This is a genomic window from Streptosporangium sp. NPDC000095 (assembly GCF_042899335.1).
GTDB lineage: Bacteria > Actinomycetota > Actinomycetes > Streptosporangiales > Streptosporangiaceae > Streptosporangium.
Genome location: NZ_JBIAZS010000003.1, coordinates 231574 through 251316, shown reverse-complemented (window position 1 = coordinate 251316; position 19743 = coordinate 231574). Strand labels below are relative to the sequence as shown.

The 19743-nt window shown below is 69.4% G+C and carries 14 protein-coding genes and 1 tRNA gene; 8 read left to right on the top strand and 7 right to left on the bottom strand.

The genetic code is table 11. The annotated features are described in order from the left end of the window. Position 1 precedes the first annotated feature (1 nt). Positions 2-1147 (top strand): acyl-CoA dehydrogenase family protein, encoded by a 1146-nt coding sequence (locus tag ACFY3V_RS09430; protein WP_350945177.1) that lies wholly within the window; start codon positions 2-4, stop codon positions 1145-1147. A gap of 374 nt (positions 1148-1521) precedes the next feature. Here ACFY3V_RS09430 and ACFY3V_RS09425 read toward each other — a convergent pair whose 3' ends face one another. Further along, a complete protein-coding gene (locus ACFY3V_RS09425) occupies positions 1522-2100 on the bottom strand; it encodes a CGNR zinc finger domain-containing protein (protein ID WP_350945176.1) in 579 nt (192 codons plus the stop codon). A gap of 341 nt (positions 2101-2441) precedes the next feature. On the opposite strand from ACFY3V_RS09425, the gene ACFY3V_RS09420 reads away from it, so the two are divergent. From ACFY3V_RS09420 to aroC, 6 genes are all read left to right on the top strand, one after another. Further along, positions 2442-3464, top strand: coding sequence for a ketoacyl-ACP synthase III family protein (locus ACFY3V_RS09420; RefSeq protein WP_362926139.1), 1023 nt, complete (start codon positions 2442-2444; stop codon positions 3462-3464). A 25-nt stretch (positions 3465-3489) separates the two neighbouring features. Beyond that, positions 3490-4659 (top strand): 3-deoxy-7-phosphoheptulonate synthase, encoded by a 1170-nt coding sequence (locus ACFY3V_RS09415; RefSeq protein ID WP_350945174.1) that lies wholly within the window; start codon positions 3490-3492, stop codon positions 4657-4659. Between the two features lie 36 nt (positions 4660-4695). Then, the gene (locus ACFY3V_RS09410) at positions 4696-7104 is read left to right on the top strand and encodes an amino acid adenylation domain-containing protein (RefSeq protein WP_350945173.1); all 2409 of its coding nucleotides are present in this window, start codon (positions 4696-4698) and stop codon (positions 7102-7104) included. A 347-nt stretch (positions 7105-7451) separates the two neighbouring features. Next, complete coding sequence (locus ACFY3V_RS09405) at positions 7452-7784, top strand: hypothetical protein (RefSeq protein ID WP_350945172.1); 333 nt, start codon at positions 7452-7454, stop codon at positions 7782-7784. A gap of 7 nt (positions 7785-7791) precedes the next feature. Further along, positions 7792-9087, top strand: a complete 1296-nt coding sequence (locus ACFY3V_RS09400) for a 3-hydroxybenzoate 6-monooxygenase (protein ID WP_362901798.1) — start codon at positions 7792-7794, stop codon at positions 9085-9087. A 5-nt stretch (positions 9088-9092) separates the two neighbouring features. After that, positions 9093-10268 carry a chorismate synthase gene (aroC, locus tag ACFY3V_RS09395; protein WP_362901866.1) on the top strand — a complete coding sequence of 392 codons (1176 nt, stop codon included), beginning with the start codon at positions 9093-9095 and terminating at the stop codon, positions 10266-10268. Between the two features lie 157 nt (positions 10269-10425). Here aroC and ACFY3V_RS09390 read toward each other — a convergent pair whose 3' ends face one another. From ACFY3V_RS09390 to ACFY3V_RS09380, 3 genes are read right to left on the bottom strand one after another with little or no spacing between them, the layout of a single operon-like run. Continuing rightward, a complete protein-coding gene (locus ACFY3V_RS09390; RefSeq protein ID WP_362901796.1) occupies positions 10426-11016 on the bottom strand; it encodes a hypothetical protein in 591 nt (196 codons plus the stop codon). Continuing rightward, on the bottom strand, positions 11013-11315 hold the full coding sequence (locus tag ACFY3V_RS09385; protein ID WP_362901794.1) for a hypothetical protein: 303 nt from the start codon (positions 11313-11315) through the stop codon (positions 11013-11015). The genes ACFY3V_RS09390 and ACFY3V_RS09385 overlap by 4 nt, the downstream gene beginning before the upstream one ends. Continuing rightward, positions 11308-16083: a caspase family protein gene (locus tag ACFY3V_RS09380; RefSeq protein ID WP_389771722.1), complete on the bottom strand. Its 4776-nt coding sequence runs from the start codon at positions 16081-16083 to the stop codon at positions 11308-11310. Before ACFY3V_RS09380 ends, ACFY3V_RS09385 begins: the two co-directional genes overlap by 8 nt. A gap of 455 nt (positions 16084-16538) precedes the next feature. Between ACFY3V_RS09380 and ACFY3V_RS09375 the strand changes: the two genes are divergently transcribed. Next, positions 16539-17705, top strand: coding sequence for a serine hydrolase domain-containing protein (locus ACFY3V_RS09375; RefSeq protein ID WP_389771718.1), 1167 nt, complete (start codon positions 16539-16541; stop codon positions 17703-17705). 129 nt (positions 17706-17834) lie between these two features. On the opposite strand, the gene ACFY3V_RS09370 is transcribed toward ACFY3V_RS09375, so the two are convergent. The 3 genes from ACFY3V_RS09370 to ACFY3V_RS09360 form a co-directional block, all read right to left on the bottom strand. Continuing rightward, positions 17835-18647 carry a DUF1684 domain-containing protein gene (locus tag ACFY3V_RS09370; RefSeq protein WP_362901788.1) on the bottom strand — a complete coding sequence of 271 codons (813 nt, stop codon included), beginning with the start codon at positions 18645-18647 and terminating at the stop codon, positions 17835-17837. 344 nt (positions 18648-18991) lie between these two features. Next, positions 18992-19474 (bottom strand): NUDIX domain-containing protein, encoded by a 483-nt coding sequence (locus tag ACFY3V_RS09365; protein WP_389771713.1) that lies wholly within the window; start codon positions 19472-19474, stop codon positions 18992-18994. A gap of 126 nt (positions 19475-19600) precedes the next feature. Further along, positions 19601-19674 (bottom strand) — tRNA-Lys (locus ACFY3V_RS09360). Positions 19675-19743: the final 69 nt, after the last annotated feature.

Here is a 19743-nt window from a genome sequence, read left to right as displayed (position 1 = left end):
CATGGACTTCGAATTCACCAGTGATCAGCAGGCGCTCGCCAAGCGGGTGCGGGAGTTCGCGGCCGACAGGATCGCCCCGTACCGCCGGGAGAGCGACGTGCGGCGCGAATACCGTCCGGGGCTCCTCGCCGAGTTGGGCGAGGAGGGTCTGTTCGCGCTCCGGATGCCCGAGGAGTACGGAGGGCTCGGGCTCGACGCGACGAGCGCGGGCATCGCCCTTGAGGAACTGGCGGCGGCGGACCTGTCCGTCTGCTATCCCGTGCTCAACGCCGCCCTCATCGGCGGTGTCCTCGCGGCGAACTGCGCTCCGGAGCAGCTGGCGGGCTGGCTGCCGCCGATCTCCCGCGGCGAGTCGATCGTCGCGCTCTGCCTCACCGAGCCCGGTCACGGCACCGACGCCGCGGGCATCGAGATGCGCGCCGAGCCCGACGGCGACGGATGGGTGCTGAACGGCGAGAAGACCTCCATCATGATCGCCGCCTACGCCACGCACGGCCTCGTCTTCGCGCGTACGGGGGAGGCCGGAGCGCACGGCATCACCGCCTTCTACATCCGGCTCGACCAGGCCGGGGTGAGCCGCGAGACCCTCCCCGACCTTGGCTGCCGGTCCGGCGGGCGCGGCAGGTTCGTCTTCGACGGCGTCCGCGTCGGCCCCGAGGACGTGGTCGGGCAGCCGGGACTCGGCTTCGCGGCGGTCATGCGCGGGTTCGGCGTCTCGCGGGCGTACATCTCGCTGATGGCGCTCGGGGTCGCCAAGGCCGCGCTCGACGAGGCCATCGCCCACGCGGGCGCCAGAGAGGCGTTCGGCCGGCCCATCGGCACCTTCCAGGCGGTCGCCTTCCCCCTGGTCGAGCACGCGACCATGCTGCACGCGGCGCGGCTGGTGTCCTTCGAGGCGCTGTGGCGCGCCGACAACGGCATGGACCCGCGGATCCCCTCCAACATGGCCAAGTGGTGGGCGCCGAAGGCGGCGATGGAGGCCGTCCACCAGTCCCTGCTGACCATGGGCCACCTCGGCTGGGCCGAGGACGGGCCGATCGCGCAGCGGCTCAGGGACGTCATCGGCCTCCAGCTCGCGGACGGCACCGCGGCGGCCACCAAGCTCGTCGTCGCGAGGAAGCTCCTCGGCCGGGAGAACGCGCCGTGACTCCCGGACGACACGACCGGTGGGGGCGGCCGGACCGCCCCCACCGGCATGATCGCGGGCGTCGCGGCGGGCCGGTGTCGTCCCACGGCTCCCGAGACGTGTTCCCGCTCCCGGCCCACGCCCGAGGTGACGCCACCTGACCCGGACATGCCTGACCTGCACGCGAGGTGACGCCGTCGGAGTCGGACGTGTCCCCCTGCCCTCGCGCGAAGTGACGCCGTCGGAGTCGGACGCGAGGTGACATCGGCGGACTCGGACATGCCTGACCTGCACGCGAGGTGATGCCGCCTGACCCGGGCGTATCGCCGTTCCCGGCCCACGCGCGAGGTGACGCGCCGGACGTACCCGGCAGGGGACCACGTGGTCCGCGCGGCTCAGCCGCTCTCGCTGTGGACCCGCTTCGTCTCGCGGTAGGTGCGCATCTTGGACCGCGTCCCGCACACCGCCATCGAGCACCAGCGGCTGCCCTTGTTTCGCGACCGGTCGTAGAAGATCCACTCGCATCGGTGCTCGCCGCACGCCTTGAGACGCTGCCAGGAACCGTCGGCGACGGCGCCGGCGACGGCCGCGAGCACCCTGGCCAGGGCTCCGCGCACATCGGTGAGCGCGGGCCGCAGGCCGAGCTCCCCCGTCTCCCCTTCGAACCCCACGACGAGCGGGCAGTCACGCGCGATGTGCTCGATCGTGCGGCGGGCCTGGAGGTCGGGGGGGCCGCCGTTGTTCTCCCGCAGGAGCGCGCGCAACGCCTCCCGCAGGGTCACGGCGTCGCGGCGGTCGAGCTCGCCCGGCTCCACCCTCGGGTCACCGAGGCCGTTGCGCTCCAGCCAGATGGTGAGACCCTCCACGGTGGCCAGATAGTCAGGCCCGAACTCCACGTTCACGCTGTTGACGAACGCCTGCACCAGTGCGAGCGGGCCCGGTGCCACGGCCCTGTCTCCCGGTTGTCGCTTCATCCTGACAATTTTACTATTGAACTACCTTTGCCGGTAGTGCGCTACCGATGATTTAACGGCGATCCGACAGGACTCACGAAGCAGGATCCCCTCCTTTCCTCAACATGCGACGTTCGCATCCCGAAAAGGAGCTCTTATCACACCCCCGTTGCCCTACTCCTGTTACCGCCTTAGCGTAATTGCTGGTAACCGAGAAACGGCCAACCGCGAGTTCCGGAGCGCGAAGGGAAACGACGTGACGACCGAGGTCCACCCCGCCCGCATCGGCGGCAGGCAGATCACCGGCGACACGCGTCCCCCTGGAACGTCCCGAGGCCTCGGCACGGAAAGGACTCTCAGCGATGCGGTTCGATGACATCTGGATCTCCGGCACGGGCGGCACGCTCGGCGACCGGGTGCCCATAACCCGGGCCGTCGAGGACGGCTCGTACTCGGCCGAGGTCGCCGAGAGCACCGGAATGATCTCCGTCGCCCAGTCCTCGCAGGCTCCCCCCGAGATGGCCGTGACCGCCGGCAGGCAGGCGCTCAAGGAGGCCGCCGCCCACGGGACGGAGATCGGCCCCGACACCCTCTACCTGCACAGCCACAGCCACTTCCAGGGCATCGACATGTGGCCCGCGGCCTGCTGGATCGGCGGGGAGCTGCTGGGCACCCGGATGGCCGGGATGCCGATGACCGTCTCCGCGGCGTCGAACGGTTCCCTCGCCTGCCTGGAGATCGCGGCGAGCATGCTGGCGGGACGCCCCGAGCTCCCCTCCGCCCTCATCACTGTCGCGGACCGCTTCGCCCCTCCCACCGACCGCTGGTACCTCTCCCCCGGCATGGTCTTCGGTGACGGCGCCGCCTCGGCGGTGGTCACCCGGGGCCGTGGCCGGCTGAGGCTGCTGTCCTGCGCCTCGCAGACCGACACCGCCCTCGAAGGACTCTCGCGCGGCGACGAGCCGTTCCGTACGGCTCCCGAACCGCACCCCGACATGAGGCGCAGGACCCGGGAGTTCCTGACGCGCGGCGAGCTGTCGCTGCGCGACGTCCGCGCGAGGTCGGCGGCCGGGACCGCCGGCGTCGTCTCCACGGCACTGGCCGACGCCGGCCTGTCCATGGACGAGATCGACTGGCTCGTCACACCGTTCGTCGGGCGGACCCTGTTCAGGGAGAGCTTCGTACGACCCCTGAAGAGCATTCCCGGCAACACCCTGGCCGAACTCGGGCTCACGATCGGGCACCTCGGTCCCGCCGACCAGCTCTACGGCCTGCACCACCTGTTGAACGAGGACCTGCTGGAGCCGGGAGCACGGGTGCTCCTCATCGGCACCGGAATGGGATTCACCTTCTCCGCGGCGGTTCTCGCGGCGGACAACGCCTGACCACTCCACCGGAAGGAACCCCGCAATGACCATCACCCACACCCCCGACGTGCTGCCCTCCCTCATCGACTCCCTCGACTCCCGCGTCACCCCGGTCGACCGGCTCTTCTCACCCTCGGCGCTGCGGGAGGAGATCCCGGTCTCCTCCACCGCCAGGGAGACCGTCCTCGGCGGCCGGTACGGGGTCACCCAGGTGCTGAACGGCGAGGACGACCGGCTCGTCGTGGTCGCCGGCCCGTGCTCCATCCACGACCCCTGCGCCGCCCTGACCTACGCCGAGCGGCTCTCCGAGCTCGCGCGGCAGGTGTCCGGCTCGCTCGTGGTCGTCATGCGGGTCTACATGGAGAAACCGCGGACCCGCCTCGGCTGGAAGGGTCTCATCAGCGACCCCCACCTCGACGGTTCGCACGACCTCAACAGCGGGCTGCGCCTGGCGCGAGGGCTGATGCTGGACATCCTGGAGACCGGCCTGCCGATCGGCTGCGAGTTCCTCGACCCGCTCACCCCCCGCTACTTCGCCGACGCCGTGTCCTGGGGCTCGATCGGTGCCCGCACCGTCCAGAGCCAGGTGCACCGGCAGCTCACCAGCGGGCTCAGCATGCCCGTCGGCATCAAGAACGCGACGAGCGGCCACGTGGAGGACGCGGTCGACGCCATCGTCGCCGCCTCGAAGGGACACGTGTTCCCGGGCATCGACGACGACGGCGTCGTCTCGATCGTCTCCACCAGCGGAAACCCCGACTGCCACGTCGTCCTGCGCGGCGGCAGCACGGCCCCCAACTACAGCCCCTCCGACGTGGCCGGCGCCCTCGCACTGCTGAAGAAGGCGGGCCTGCCCCAGCGCCTCTTCATCGACGCCAGTCACGGCAACAGCGGCAAGGACCACATGCGGCAGCCCCTCGTCGCCGCGGACATCGCGCACCGTATCGCCGGCGGGGAGACCGGCATCGCCGGGATCATGCTGGAGAGCTTCCTCGCCGCGGGCCGGCAGGACCTGATCCTGGGCCGGACGGACGCCCTCGCGTACGGGCAGAGCGTGACCGACGCCTGCGTGGACTGGGACCAGACCACCCGCATGATCCACGGACTCGCCGAGGCCGTCGAGGCCGGGCGTGCCCTGCGGCGGGCCGGTGCCGAGGGCATCTCCTCGCAGGTCGAGCTCGCCCTCCCCACCCCGCTGCCGGCTCTCGCCTGAGACCTCCGACCCGCTATTTCGAGAGGAACGATTCTCATGGAAACGACCAACTCGTCGCTTCCCCTAGCCCGTCCCGCCGGTGACGGCCCGCCCGGAGTTCCGCACCGGCACTCCATCCCGGTCCCGGAGAAGGCCCTGCCACACCGGGAGACGTTCGCGGTCGCGGCCCTGGCGGGCCTGCTCCACCGCTACACCGCCGAGACCGACCTGCTGATCGGGCGGGCGGGGCGGGGTCCCGCCGAGACCGTCCGGGTGCGGGTGTCCGGCGACACGACCGCCGCGGAGCTGCTGGCCGCGATCGCGGCCGGCACCGCGGAGCCCGCCACCGGCGAGCCCTGCCACGCCGTCGTCTCCACCGGCGACGCCCTCGCGAACGGCGCCCCCGCGGGTGACGTCTCCGCGAACGGCCTCTCCGCCGGTGCCGTCTCCGCGAACGGTGAGCAGCCGGGGCCGCGCGCCGCGCTGACCGTGTTCACCCGGGACGCCGACGGCCTCGACCTCGTGATGTCGCGGGCGGAGTTCGACGCGGACGCCGCCGCCCAGTACGCGCTGCACCTGGGACGGGTCCTCGACGCCCTCGCCGCCGACCCGGCCGTCACGCTGCGGGACATCCCCCTGCTCACCGAGGAGGAGTCCCGGCGCATCCTCGTCGACTGGAACCAGACCGACGAGCCCGTACCCGCCCTCTTCTTCCACGAGGTCGTCGCGGACATCGCGCGCCGGACGCCCGACACGGTCGCGGTGGCCTGGCCCGGTGGCCGACTCACCTTCCGCGAGCTCGACGACCAGGCCAACCAGCTCGCCCACCGACTCGCCGCACAGGGGGTCCGCCCCCGCGACCGGGTCGGGGTCTGCTTCCCACGCGGCGCCGAGAGCCTGATCGCGCAGCTCGCCTGCTTCAAGACGGCGGCGGCGGCGATCCTGCTGGACCCCGAGTTCCCCGACGACCGCGTCCGCTTCATGATCGAGGACGCCTCGGCCGTGGTGGTGCTCACCATGAGGGCCCACGAGTTCAAGGTGTCGGGGATCTGCCCGGTGCTCTCGCTCGACGGCACCGACTGGCGCGACGAGCCCACCACCCCCGTCAGCGAGCCGGTGAAGGCATCAGACCTCATCCACATCTGCTACACCTCCGGCTCCACGGGCGTGCCCAAGGCCGTGATGGTGCCGCACGGCGCGGCCCGCAACCTCATCTACAGCATGCGCGTGATCTGCGGTATCACCGAGGAGTCCCGAGGGACGTGGCTGGCGGCGCCCGGCTACGGCATGGTGGAGGTCGAGTGCTTCTCGGTCCTGGCCGCGGGCGCCACGGTCCACATCCCCGAGCCGTCGGTCGTGACCTCGCCCGAGTGGCTGCGCGACTGGCTCGTCTCCGAGCGGATCACCCACACCCTGCTCATGAAGGCGATGGCCGAACGGCTGTGGACGCTTCACTGGCCCGCCGAGACCGAGCTGGTCAACATCAGGATCTGCGGCGAGCGCGTGCAGTCGTGGCCCTCCGCCGACCTTCCCTTCCACGTTTTCAACCTGTACGGCTCCGCGGAGGCGACGGTGGTGGCCACGTGCGACATCACCCAGCTCGGCGTGGACCTCGGTGAGGAGGGACGCGCCCACCGCCTGCCCCCGATCGGGCGGCCGACGCCCAACGTCAAGGCGTACGTGCTCGGTGAGAACCTCGAGGTCCTCCCGCCGGGAGTCGTCGGTGAGATCTTCGTGGCCGGAGAGAGCCTGTCGGAGGGATATCTGGGCCGGCCGGAGGCCACCGCGGAGAAGTGGCTCGCCAACCCGATGGACCCGGTCCGCCACCCGGTGCTGTACCGGACGGGCGACGTGGCGCGCTACTGGACCGACGGGAGCATCGAGATCGTCGGCCGTACCGACAACCAGATCAAGGTCCGCGGCAACCGGGTGCACCTCGGCGAGATCGAGGCCGTCCTGGCCGCACAGCCGGGTGTCGGCCAGGCGGCGGTGCTGGCCAGGAAGGACGGTCAGGGAGACGTCCAGCTGGTCGCCTACATCGAGCCGCGCCCCGGGCCCGTCCCCGAGGTGCGGGACCTTCGAGCGGCGCTGCGCCAGACGCTTCCCTCGTTCATGGTGCCGGCGGCGTACGTGGTCGGCGGCCTCCCGACGACGACGAACGGCAAGATCGACCGGACCGCGCTCCCCGAGCCGCCCCGGTCCCGCCCGGACGTCGGCAGCCCCTACCAGGAGCCGCGCAACGACATCGAGCGGACCCTGCAGCAGATCTGGGCGAAGACGCTGGAGCTCGAAGGCATCGGCATCCTCGACAACTTCTTCGAGCTGGGCGGTGACTCCCTGCGCGCGGCCCGCCTGACCGACCGGATCCGCGAGGCCTTCGACGTCGACGCCGACATCGACGACCTGTTCGACGAGGCGAGCATCGAGCGGATGGCCTGCACCATCGCGGCGGCGCAGAAGGGCTGACCCCTGATTTTCATGGAACGGCGCCGACGAAGCCGCCGACTTCCGTGAAACTGCACCGCTGAAAAAGGACCGGCCCCGGCATTTGCCGGGGCCGGTCCTCGTGTCTAGGCCCCCGGATCCCGCACATTCGTTCCGCCAACCTTTTTCTGCGACCCCGCTTATCGTTCACATCCTGAAAAGAATGCCTTATCGCAGGGCCGTTGTCCCGCCCTTAACGGCGACCTACCGTAATAGACAACAGTCACAAGAATGGCCGTAAAACCGGAGTCGAAACCCGTTTCCTATGCGGGAAAAACGTCGTCGGCGACAACGGCATAAAGGCATTTGATTCCGGAGGTGTCAAGCGCATGCAGGCCGTCGTCGTCTGGTGGGACCTACGGGAGTCGGACCAGACCGTCGAATCGCTCCGCGCGTTCCTGCGCGACGAGGCGGTGGACCGCTTCGCCGGGATTCCCGGGCTGCGCCTGAAGTTCTGGATCTCCGACCGGAGCAGCGACCGCTGGGGCGCCGTGCTGCTCTGGGAGTCGGCGGAGGCCGCGGCGGTCCCGCTGCCGGCCAGGGCCGCCGAACTGATCGGATTCCCGCCCGTCCAGCGCTCCGTCTTCGATGTGGAGGCCACCACCGAGGGCATCTTCGACGTCGCCGAACTGGCGGGCCGTGGCCTGGCCCTGGAGGGATGACGAGGACATGGCGAGGATTCTCATTGCCGGTGGTGGCATCGGCGGTCTCGCGGCGGCGTTGAGCGTCGCCGATCGGGGACACCGGGTGATCGTGCTGGAACGCCAACCCACGTTCGCCGAACTGGGCGCCGGCATCCAGCTGGCACCGAACGCCTTCCACGCGCTCCGCCACCTCGGTGTCGGCGAGGCCGTACGCGAGCGGGCGGTCTTCATCGACGAGTTGCGCTTCATGGACGGCACCACGGGCGAGCGGGTGGCCAGCATGCCGCTGACCGACGGCTACCGGCGCCGGTTCGGCGACCCGTACGCGGTGGTCCACCGAGGTGACCTGTACCAGTCGCTGCTCGACGCCTGCCGCGCGTCCGGCGACATCGAACTGCTCGGCAGCCGATGGGTCACCCGCTACGAACAGGACCCGACCGGCGTCACCGCCGTCACGGACACCGGAGAGCGCTTCACCGGCGCCGCCCTCATCGGGGCCGACGGCATCCGCTCGGCCGTCCGCCGTCAGCTCGTCGGGGACGGCAGGCCACGGATCTCCGGGCACACCATCTACCGTTCGGTCATCCCCATGGAGAAGGTCCCCGCGGAGTTGCGGTGGAACACCGTCACCCTCTGGGCGGGCCCGAAGTGGCACTTCGTCCACTACCCGATCGGCGGCGGAAGGTTCCTGAACCTCGCCGCCACCCGGGACGACGGCGCCCGCGAGGAACTGGCGGGCGAGCCCGCGGACAGGTCCCACGTACTGGGCGAGTTCCCCGGCCTGAGCGAGACGGCCCGCGCCCTGCTGGAGCTGGGCGAGGAGTGGCGGACCTGGGTCCTGTGCGACCGCGACCCGGTCGACCGCTGGACGGACGGGCGGGTCGCCCTGCTCGGCGACGCCGCGCACCCGATGCTGCAGTACGCCGCCCAGGGCGCGTGCATGGCGCTTGAGGACGCGGTGGTGATCGGCAGGCTGCTCGACTGCGACGAGGACGCCTTCACCCAGCGCCTGGAGAAGTACAACGCCGAGCGCCGCGAACGCACGGCCAGAACCCAGCTGGTGGCCCGCGCGATGGGGGAACGCCTCTATCACCCGGCGGGCGCCGAGGCACTGGCGCGGAACGCGATGCTGTCCTCCCTCACGGTGGACGACCTGCACGACAAGGTGGCCTGGCTGCACGGCGCCCGCCACTTCGGATCCGGCCTGGACTTCGGCTCGGGCTCCGATTTCGGCTCCGGTGACCTCGGCGTGTCCGGGGAGCACCTGGTGTCCGACGACCTCCGCGAACTCAGCCTCAGCAGTGAAGGAGTGGCCCGGTGAGCAGGTTGCGTTGGCTGACCGCGGGAGAATCGCACGGCCCCGCCCTCGTCGCGACCCTGGAAGGGCTGCCCGCCGGTGTGCCGGTCACCACCGGCATGCTGGCCGACGCGCTCGCCAGACGGCGGCTGGGTTACGGCCGGGGCGCGCGGATGCGGTTCGAGATGGACGAGGTGACCATCCTCGGCGGCGTACGGCACGGGCTGACCCTGGGCTCGCCGGTCTCGATCGTGGTGGGCAACACCGAGTGGGCCAAGTGGGAGCAGGTGATGGCGGCCGACCCCGTCGGCCCCGAGGTGCTGGAAGGGCTGGCGCGCAACGCCCCGCTGACCCGGCCCAGGCCCGGCCACGCCGACCTGGCGGGCATGCAGAAGTACGGCTTCGGCGAGGCCCGTCCGATCCTGGAGCGGGCGAGCGCGCGGGAGACGGCCGCGCGGGTGGCGCTGGGGGCGGTGGCCCGCTCCTACCTGCGGGAGACGGCCGGGATCGAGCTCGTCTCGCACGTGGTGGAACTCGCCTCGGCCAAGGCCCCCGACGGGGTCCTTCCCGTCCCCGCGGACGCCGGGAGGCTGGACGCCGACCCGGTGCGCTGCCTGGACGCGGACGCGAGCAAGGCGATGGTCGCCGAGATCGACCGGGCCCACCGGGACGGCGACACGCTGGGCGGCGTGGTCGAGGTCCTCGCGTACGGGGTCCCCGTGGGGCTCGGCTCCCACGTGCACTGGGACAGGCGCCTCGACGCGAGGCTGGCGTGCGCCCTGATGGGCATCCAGGCGATCAAGGGCGTCGAGGTCGGGGACGGCTTCGCGCTCGCCCGTACGCCGGGGTCGAGAGCACACGACGAGATCGTGCCGACCCCCGAGGGCGTGAGGCGGACCTCGGGCCGCTCCGGCGGGACCGAGGGCGGTCTGAGCACGGGCGAGGCGCTGCGGGTGCGCGCGGCGATGAAGCCGATCGCGACCGTGCCACGGGCCCTCGCCACCGTGGACGTCACCACCGGCGCCCCGGCGCGGGCCCACCACCAGCGGTCGGACGTGTGCGCGGTCCCGGCCGCGGGGATCGTCGCCGAGGCGATGGTCGCGCTGGTCCTGGCGGACGCGGTGGCGGAGAAGTTCGCCGGGGACTCGGTGGCCGAGACCCGCCGCAACGTCCGCGGTTACCTCGACCACCTGCCCATCAGCTGACGGGCAGGTGGTCGCCCACCCGCGTCATCGCCCCCTGGCTTCCAGACCTGCCACGATTCGACGGCGGCACGGCCAACGCTCCACGTGGGACAGCCCGGTGACGTCGCCGCCCTTCGGGCGTTCTCCGTACTCTTGGACGTCTGTTCCTCTAGGACCTCTATTCGCATTTCTCGACCGGGCTGACGGAGATCACCCGGCTCAACGTCACGCGCCGTAGCCCCCTCTCCTTGATGATCAGCTCGCCATCGGCGCTCCCGATCAGTTCCCCGCAGAGTCTTCCCGCCGGGCCGACGACCTCGACCATCGATTTGACGGCCTTGGCATCGGGCCCGAACCAGGTAAACCCCAGCGCGGTCACCAGCATGGCCAGCGCCAGAACGGTCAAGGCCGCCGCACCACGTATCCGCCAGCCGACGGCTCGCACCTCGTGCCGCGTCCACTCCTGGAGATCCTCGCCCGTCAGCAGGATCTCCGAACCGGGTGTCCCTGAGGCGGCCCTGATCGCGAGCATGGTCGCCGCGACCAGCGCCGCGAACGCGGCGGTCAACAGGATGGCGACCGTTACCTTGGCCCAGTCTTCCAGGCCGGTCACCGTGTCGCGGCCTTTAACCAGCAGCACGGCGCTCAGTAACGCGGTCAACCCGCTAAGCCCGATCCGCCAGCCCTCGGCCTGCTTCCGAACAATCGTGAGCTGCTCGAACCGTAGTGCCTGGGCGCGCTGCGCCCAGCGCTTTCGCTCGATGCTCATCCGATGTCAACCGACCAGTACGCCCCGCACCCGGTGTCCGGTACCTCGGGCGGCCGTTCCGGATGCGGATAACCGCATTCGCAGTAAACGGTGACCTTCGTGGCTCGCACCGGCGGCTTCCGCCGGAGGCCCCCCTTGGTCCCCTGTGGCGTCCCATGCGAGAACGTCGTCGAGGTCCGCGCCCCGCATCCTGGGCAGTTCCCCGTGACGACCAGCCCTTTGTCGATCTCCGCGACGGTGAAGGTGACCTGCCCGTCGAACTCGGCCTCCGTGAACGGGACAGGACGATGCTCAGCCATCAACGGACTCCTCGGGCAGGGTGAGCGAGAACAACGGCGCGTAGATCCTCAATCTGTCGGACAGCCACCCGACCGACTCTCCGGTCTCCCCCGCGACCCGCCGCAGATGCCCCTGATCGACGCGACCGCTCACCGCGGGCGCCTGCCCGTCCAAGTAGACGGTCAGCAACAGCAGGTCGTACCACCACACGATTCCTTCGGGGACGGCCTCGGCTGCGTAGTCGAGCCGCAGGCCGAGGGGGACCATCTTGCTGAGCCGCTGATGCGCATCGGTCAAGGTCATCCCGAGCCGCCCCGCGATCTGCACCAGCCGCAGCGCGTCGATCTCTGCCAGGTAGCCAATGTCGTCGAAGTACGCCGTTTCCACATCGGGGATCGTGAGCATGTCGGCGTCATACGGATCGGGATGCCAGTCGGCCAGTTCGGCGGACGCCTCCGGCTCGAGGTCGGGTATCGGGGCATCGAACTGGCGGTAGGGGTCCAGGAGTGCCAGGAACTCCCCGACGGTGACGCCGAGATCCATCGCGCCTTTGACGATGTGCCCCGCGCTCAGGCTCCAGTCCGGCCGGGCCCAGCTCCAGAGCGGAGTGATTAGGTAGGCCGAGAGCACCCAGGGTTGCAGGTCGTCACAACTGCGATCCGCCTCGGGAAGGGGCACATCGGGATAGGCCGCGGAGAAGGCACGCCGCGCATCGCCGATCGACCCATAGATCATCGTGGCGAGACGGATGATATCGACATGGGTGATCTCCGTCTCCGGAGCGGTGAAAGGAACGAGATCCTTGATCGGGCCAACCGGGCCTCGCCGCCAGTACCGGCCGGACAGCGCCCCGGCCACCGCCAGGCACGGCTCCCGGAGAACGAAATCCTGTCGCCGGGTCGAACCGCGAACCGCCCGCATCGTCGAGTTGATGAACCCGATCACGTCGGCGTCGAGTGTCAGGTCCAGCTCGGCAGGAATCTCCGGGAGCCGGAGGAGTCCTCGCTCCTCCAGCGAGGCGAGTGCCGACCTGGCCTCCTGGACGCTCATTCCGGCCACTCCCGCGACGTTCATAAGCTTGATCGGGGTCAACCGGTCTCCGACGTGTTGGAGGTGCCGCAGCGCCTCCGCCTCCACCCGCTCGAAGGTCTCCGGATAGCGGTCGCGGCCCGCCACCGCGACCCCGAGCGGTCCGAGCCGGTCGCACATCTGAAGGATCTGCGAGATGTCGCGCCCGAGTTCGCCCGCCGCATGCGCGATGTGGTCGGGCGAGAGCTCCCCCTCGATCCACGGCGCTCTGCCGTTGAGACGCCGCGAGACGAGCTTAGTCTCCGCCGTCGTGCATATCTCGTCACCCAACCTCGCCAGATCCAGTTCGGGCGCGGACCAGCCGGGGGGTGCGATCTCGGCGGCTCTCCGCAGAACCTCCTTCAACGGCTGGTCCAGGTGAGCGGACGCCCTCACGAGCCACCCGGCGACGATCGGCGCGTGGGAAAGGCCCAGCAGGGTCCATGCCGCCAACGCGCCAGCGAGCGGCGCGTCCTCCTCCTTGAACGTTCGGGACACAGGCGGACAGCAGCGAAGATGACGTAGGTCCAGACCGGTGATCGCGAACCTGCGCATTCGCCGCAGCAGATCCGACATCCGCTGTTTCGGATGCGCGGTCGCGAGAATGATCTCCTCCACGGGAACCGGGGTGTCGTAGGTGCTCCAGTTCAGCCTGCTCAGAAGGGCACCGTCGATGGGGCCCGCGACCGGAAACCCCTCGACGGACAGGGCGCTCGGGATGCGCCTGAAAGTACGCTGGCCGCCGACAAGGCGCTTCCAGACACCGGACCGCCAGGTCATGAACCAGCCCGCGTAGAAGGAGTGCCAGTTCTTCGGGTCGAACAGTTCCCTGTCCTCGGGCACACAACCGACTTGTGCCGCCGGGACCGTCGTGCCCTGCCCCCAGCCGCCACCGGCCTGGATCTCGGTCCCGCTCCTCACCAGGTGATCGAAGACCCGCTGGGCCACCTCCGGCGTCGATTCCGTGACATCCCACAACCAGGACAGCGACAGTCCCGGCCAGTCCATGAGCATCGGCAGTGACTTGTCAATCCTTTCGTTGACCCACTGCTCGTGCCAGGTGCGGAGCTTCTTACGATCGACGGTGAACTGCGGGCGGTGCTCGTCACGAAGGTTGACGACGAGTCCGTATATCTCCTCGTTGGTCCGCAGGCCGTCGGCCGCGAGCCCGCCTTCGCCGGACACCCACCACAGGTCACGGTCGTATTCGAGCGACTCGGCGGACTCGTCCTGGTAACGGAGCTTCCTGGGTGACCACTCCTCAGGGGCCGAGTCGTGCTCCGAGGCCACCACCCGATACTCGGCGATCCACAGCAGCCGGCGCAGCGTCTGCAGGACGGAGATCTTTTCCTCTTCCTCGTCGCCGGTCAGGTAAAGCCGGATCCGGGTGCCGCCGCCCAGCATCTCCTCCGACGGGGTCACCTGCATGAGGCTGCCGCTGCTGGCGATCTGAACGGTGAATCCCTCGGGGGAGGGAATACCCTGTTGATCCACCGGCCGGGTGACCAGCAGGATCTCATCCGCGATCATGAAATAGCTAAAGACGCCGACGCCGAACTGGCTGTTGGACACCATCCGCAGCGGCGGGTCAAGTTCCTGCCAGAGCGCGTGCTCGGCGCGGTACTCCTGTAGGTGGACGAAGCGCTCCCCTGCGTGGGCGAAGACCTGCTCCAGCACCTCCCGGCCCATGCCGACACCGTTGTCCTCACACTCGACGTACTCGCGGCCGTTCTCGAAGCCCTGCCGGAAGGTCACCGCTCCCTCCCACACCGCCGGTCGCCTGCCGCGTCTACGCAGCCCCTCGAGCCGGGTGTCGCGGTATCTGCAGGCGTCCAGGGCGTTCTGGTAGAGCTCGCGGATGGCCAGCGACGGGTCGTCGTAGAGCTGGCGACCCATCAGCAATTCCCGGATCTTGTCCTCGGAGAGCCTGAACCGGGTGAGCGGCACCTGGTAGACGGGAGCGCCGTCAGCGCTAGGCCGGTCGGCCCGCACCCCCTCATGGGTGATCCGTACCGGAAGCGCGTCCTCGACCGGCCCCAGATGGCCCAGACAGCGGAGGCGCCCGAGGATGTGCTGGGCCGCGACGGCCACCGCCTCGAACGCGGCGTGCTGGGCCGGGTGCTCGCAGATCAGGCTGAGGTCGAGAGCGCTCTTGCGCTGCTGGATGCGGAGAAGCCCGGCGGCGTTTTTGACCGAGGTGAGTGGCAACTCCAGCCCGGTACCGATGTGATCGGCGATCACCGTCGGCATTCGCCGGGGGTCTGCGGCCAGCGTCCCCGCTAGCCAGAGCACTCCGACATGCCCGCGCCAGCTCTCCGGCAGCAGCCCGATCCTGTCTTCGAGCTTCGGGTCGACCGGCGCTGCGGCGATCGCACGCATGAGGGTTTCCATCAGCCGTCGGCACTCGCGCAGGCTGAGCTCCGAGACGGCACCGGACAGCAGGGACGCTCCCCGCTCGATGAACCGCTCTGACCGATCGCACTTCCACAGGCCGTCCACCCCTGTGAGCCAGCGATGGACCAGCCACATGACGAGCGTCTCCGCGGCCTCCTGTTGGCCACGGCGCGCGAGCCCTTCCGCGCGCCGGATCACCTGCGGATACATCTCATGAGTGAGTTCGAGGTCGGTGCGCTCGCCAGTCTCATAGCTGCGCTTGAAATCGCCGGGCCGAATGCCGGCCGCCAGCCACACTCCCTCGGCGAGCACCGTTTCCCGCAGAAAAGGGGCGGCGATCAACGCCGCTGCTTCTTCGGGCCTAACCGGCACATGTTCCCCGAAGAGCTGCGCGGTGAAGTCGATGACCCGCTCCGGATAGTTCGGGTCGAACCAGTGGTCCACCATTACGGTCTTCTCACGGAGGTGGTCGGCGACCTCGAGATGTTTTCTGGCGCAGTCCTCCGCGAGGGCCGCCACCTTCTCCCGCAACGACTCGGAGGCATCGGCGGCCAGGTTCCAGAGTTTGTTGCCGGCCGCGGCGCGACGCCACGCCGAAACCAGTTGATCGCCCTCACAGATCACCGTGTCGGCCGAATGGCGCGCCATAACCTTCGGATAGGCGTTCGGAAGCTGGACACGGTCGTCGCCGAGGCCGGTCGTCCGGCTCATCTCCTTTCTCACCTCGGCCAGCACCGCGCTGAGCGTCCGGGCCGGATTGCGCCGGTCGAGCACTTTGGCGAGTGTCCGAGTGAAGACGCTGCCATCCTCGCCGTAGCGGCAGAACTGTCCGGGCTCGCACCCCGCGACCATCACCTGGGAGCCACCGGCCGGATAGTGCAAGACGCCGCCCCAGGCCCCCTCGGACGGCCGCCCGGCCGGGTCGTCACGACAGGCGTCGACGAAAAAGACGACCAGCTTGGCACGGCACTTGCTGAGGTCGGGAATCACCGGCACGAGACTCTCCGGGACGAGCACGCCGTTCTCCCGGTACGCGTCGCTGGGAACCAGGTAGTCGACGCCGTTGATGCTGATGCCGTGGCCGGAGAAGTAAAGGAGCAGAACGCTTCGCTCCGGAGCCCCGGCGCACGCCTTCCTGATGGCGGCGCGAACGCGGCTTCCGCTCGGGTCCTGTCCGTCGTTACCGATCGAATCGATCGAGTAGGCAGAAGAAGCCAGCGCCGAGCGCATTTTCTGGATATCGTTCCGCACCACCTGGGAAATGGACGAGAAAGTCGTGTCATCGCATTCCGGGACACCGATGAGCAGCGCTCGACGTTCGGTCATCGAACCATCGTAATCAGCCGATCCGCGATATCGGCCTGCTTTCGCCGACAACCGGGGCGCGGAGCGCGGGCTCGACGACCACGCCCTCGGCGCTACCTTTCCCCATATCCAGAGTCGTTCCCGCGATCGTTTTCCGGGTGGGCGTCGTTCGAACGAACGCCGAGCCGGGACGGGGAACAACCGATTGCGCGCCCAAGGTGGACGGCGCGCCGCTCCCGGTGAGTACGCAGACGTTCAGAAGCCCGCGGCCGAGCGATGCCGTGCGCCACGACTCGGCAGACCTCGCCAGAACGGAGCCGCGGCGAGCATTGCGCGGATAGACGCCGCGGTCGCGGAACGGGCCATGAGGTAGTACCAGCTGTACCAAGGATCTCCAGTTCGCGGGATCGAAGCGATGACCTCCCTCGCGACATGCTTCAGAGGTCGGAAAGCACCCCCTCGAACAAGGAGTTCCAATGTTCACCCCCTCCTCTCCCCGATCCCGCTTCCTCGCCTGCGGGCTCGCCGCGCTGATCGCCGTAAGTGCCGCTGCCGCGCCGGTCGCCGCCTCGGCCTCGGCAGGGGCGTCGGTCTCCTCGGCCGCCGGTCTCGACGACGGCGTGCAGAAGGCGCTCGACGGGCTGGTCGGCAAGGAGTTTCCCGGCGCGCTCGCCTCGGTGCGCGGCCGCGAAGGGCGCGTCACCGACTACACCGCGGGCGTCGGGAACCTGGAGACCCGGGAGGAGGTGCCGGCCGACGGCCGGGTGCGCATCGGCAGCAATACCAAGCCGTTCGTCGCCACCGTCGTGCTGCAGCTCGTCGGCGAGGGCAGGATCAAGCTGGACGGGCCGATCGAGAAGTACTTGCCCGGGATGATCCGCGGCAAGGCCGGCGATGGGCGTAAGATCACCGTCCGCCAGCTTCTCCAGCACACCAGCGGCCTGCCCAACTACACCCGCTACATGCACGGGGACTTTTCCAAGATCCAGCATCGCTATGTCGAGGCCAGGGACATGATCGACGTGTCGCTGCGCCACAAGGCGTCGTTCAGGCCGGGCAAGAGCTGGGAGTACAGCAACACCGGCTACCTGCTGCTCGGCCTGATCGTGCAGAAGGTCACCGGCCGGCCGATCGCCGAAGAGGTCACCAAGCGGGTCATCGACCGTGCCGGGTTGCGTGACACCTACTGGCCGGGCGTCGGCGACCAGACCGTCAAGGGCCCGCACCCCCGCGGTTACACGGTGAGCGAGCCCAAGGGTAAGTTCATCGACGTCACCACGATGGACCCGTCCTGGGGCGGCGCGGCCGGCCAGCTCATCGGCACCCCGGACGACCTCAACACCTTCTTCCTCGCCCTCCTGGACGGCAAACTGCTCAAGTCCGCGCAACTGGCGGAGATGAAGAAGACGGTGAAGGCCCCTGGGCTCCCCGAGGGCTGGCGGTACGGGCTCGGCGTGGTCAAGATGAAGCTGAGCTGCGGCGACACCGGATGGGGCCACGGCGGCGACATCGACGGCTACGAGACCCGCAACGCCGCCACCACAGACGGCCGGGCGTCCGCGCTCGCGGTGACCGCCCTGCCCAGCAGCGAGGCCGGAGCCATGAAGGTCATCAAGGCCCTCGACACCACCCTGTGCGGGTAACGGGCGGCCGCCCTCTCGCCTCCGCGCCGTCCTGACGGCACGCGGAGGCGTCGCCGTTCCGGTGACACGGGACGCGGAGGCGCCGGTGACACGGGGGACACGCAGGCCACGGGCGCGCTCGTCCGGACGTCAGCCGCGCTCGTAGGGGATCTTCTCGCCTGCCTCGATCGCGACCGGCAGCCGGTTCTCCTCCGGCGGCAGCGGGCAGGTGGCGAGGTCGGTGTAGGCGCACGGCAGGTTCGTGGCCCGGTTGAAGTCCACGGTCACCTGGTTGTCGACATCGGGCACCCCGAGCTGCAGGACGCGGTTGGCGGCGTAGGTGGTCACGCCGGAGGTCGCATCGGTGAACAGGGCGATCAAGCTGCCCGGCGCGTGACCGTTGAACACCGTCAGGCTCAGCGTCTGCCCGTCGAGTTTGAACTCGACCCGCCCTGGCGCGTCGTAGACGTGCCTCAGCCCTTCCACCGCCGCCCCGACGTCCGTCGGCCGGGGCTCGTCGAACGGCAGGTAGCGGCCGACGACCAACCATCGCGGGTCCGGAGGGAACACCGGAGTGCCGGCGAACGCGACACGCAGCGGGTGATCCGGGTGTCTGGGCCTGACGATGTCATGCCCGCCCCGCTTGGCCACCTCGATCACCGCTTCACCCCAGGCGGCATTGATCGAAGCGCGTTCGGGGATGTGGCCGAACACGTACCGGCCACGCACAGGCGTGCCGTCCACGACCAGCTCCTCCGCGTCGCCGAGGGTCACAACTACGCCCTCGCCGCCGGTCGACCACTCCCCTGGGGCATCCGGCAGGCGCTGCGGTTCAGGCGTCAGCCAGTGCAGGTTCGTGACGGCGAGGAACCCGTGGGGATCGGCCAGCGCTCTCTCGTGCCGGTGGTGCCAGTCCTGCCATTCCTGGACGTACGCGGCCAGGTCGATCAGTTTGGCTGTCATGGCTGCTCCTCAAGATGCGCGAGACGTTTCATACTATTCCTACCTTTTAGATTGGTTTATGTCCAGCGTTGACCTTCGGACGACCAGAACACACTCAACCATCAGGTCCATCCCCTCGCGAGGCGACCACTGGACACTCGCCCCCCTCGAAGGAAACAACGGCGCACCACCGTGTGAAGGCCACGGACCGGGCGGCTCGGAGCCCTGAAGGTGATCAATGCCGCCGACACCACCCGGTGCGGGTAACGGGCGAGGCCCACTCGCCGCCGCCCGCCTGACAGCACGCGGAGGCGTCACCGTTCCGGTAAGTGGTGGCCTGTGACCGGAGGAGATATCACTGGGGATCAGAATCCCTCGGTGGTCACCATGGGGCCACCTGTCAGGTAGTTGATCAGCGCGGTGCGAGTGGTGGACACGAATGCCTGAGGTATCCGGTCTGCCGGGTGCCAGGCGACGCGTGCGTGTTTGCGAGGTTCGGCGTTGACCGGGGTGCCGCTCCAGGTGTCGGCGACGAAGACAACGGTGACGAAGCCGTTCGGCGCCTCGACACCCCAGGAGCAGTGGATGAGACCGGCTACTCGCAGGTCGGCGGGGTCTACGACCAGTCCGGTCTCCTCTTTCAGCTCGCGGACCGCGGTTTGGGTGATCACTTCGCCCTTGCTCGCCTTGCCGACGGGAAGGTCCCAGTGGTTGGGGGCGAACTTCGCTCCGGCCGCTCGCTGTATGAGGAGGACTCGTTGCCGCGTCTGGTCGTGGACGATGACGGCGGCGACGAGGAGGGTGTGTGCTTCGAGCGCGGGCGGCAGGGCGGCGCCGGGCGCGGGCATGGACACGATCCTTTCACGCGGCGGTGGCCTCGTGCCGGATGCGCGGATGAAGCTGGGCGAACGGGCGGGCTGAATGCGAACAGCGCATCCCTTTATGACCAAGGAATGCGCTGTTCGGAACCGCTGTGCGCCGCCAGGGACTCGAACCCCGGACCCGCTGATTAAGAGTCAGCTGCTCTAACCAACTGAGCTAGCGGCGCTTGAAGCCCTTGAACAATAGCGCACATCGGGCGTGGCCTTGAAATCGTGACGGTCGCCGGCCGAGGGCG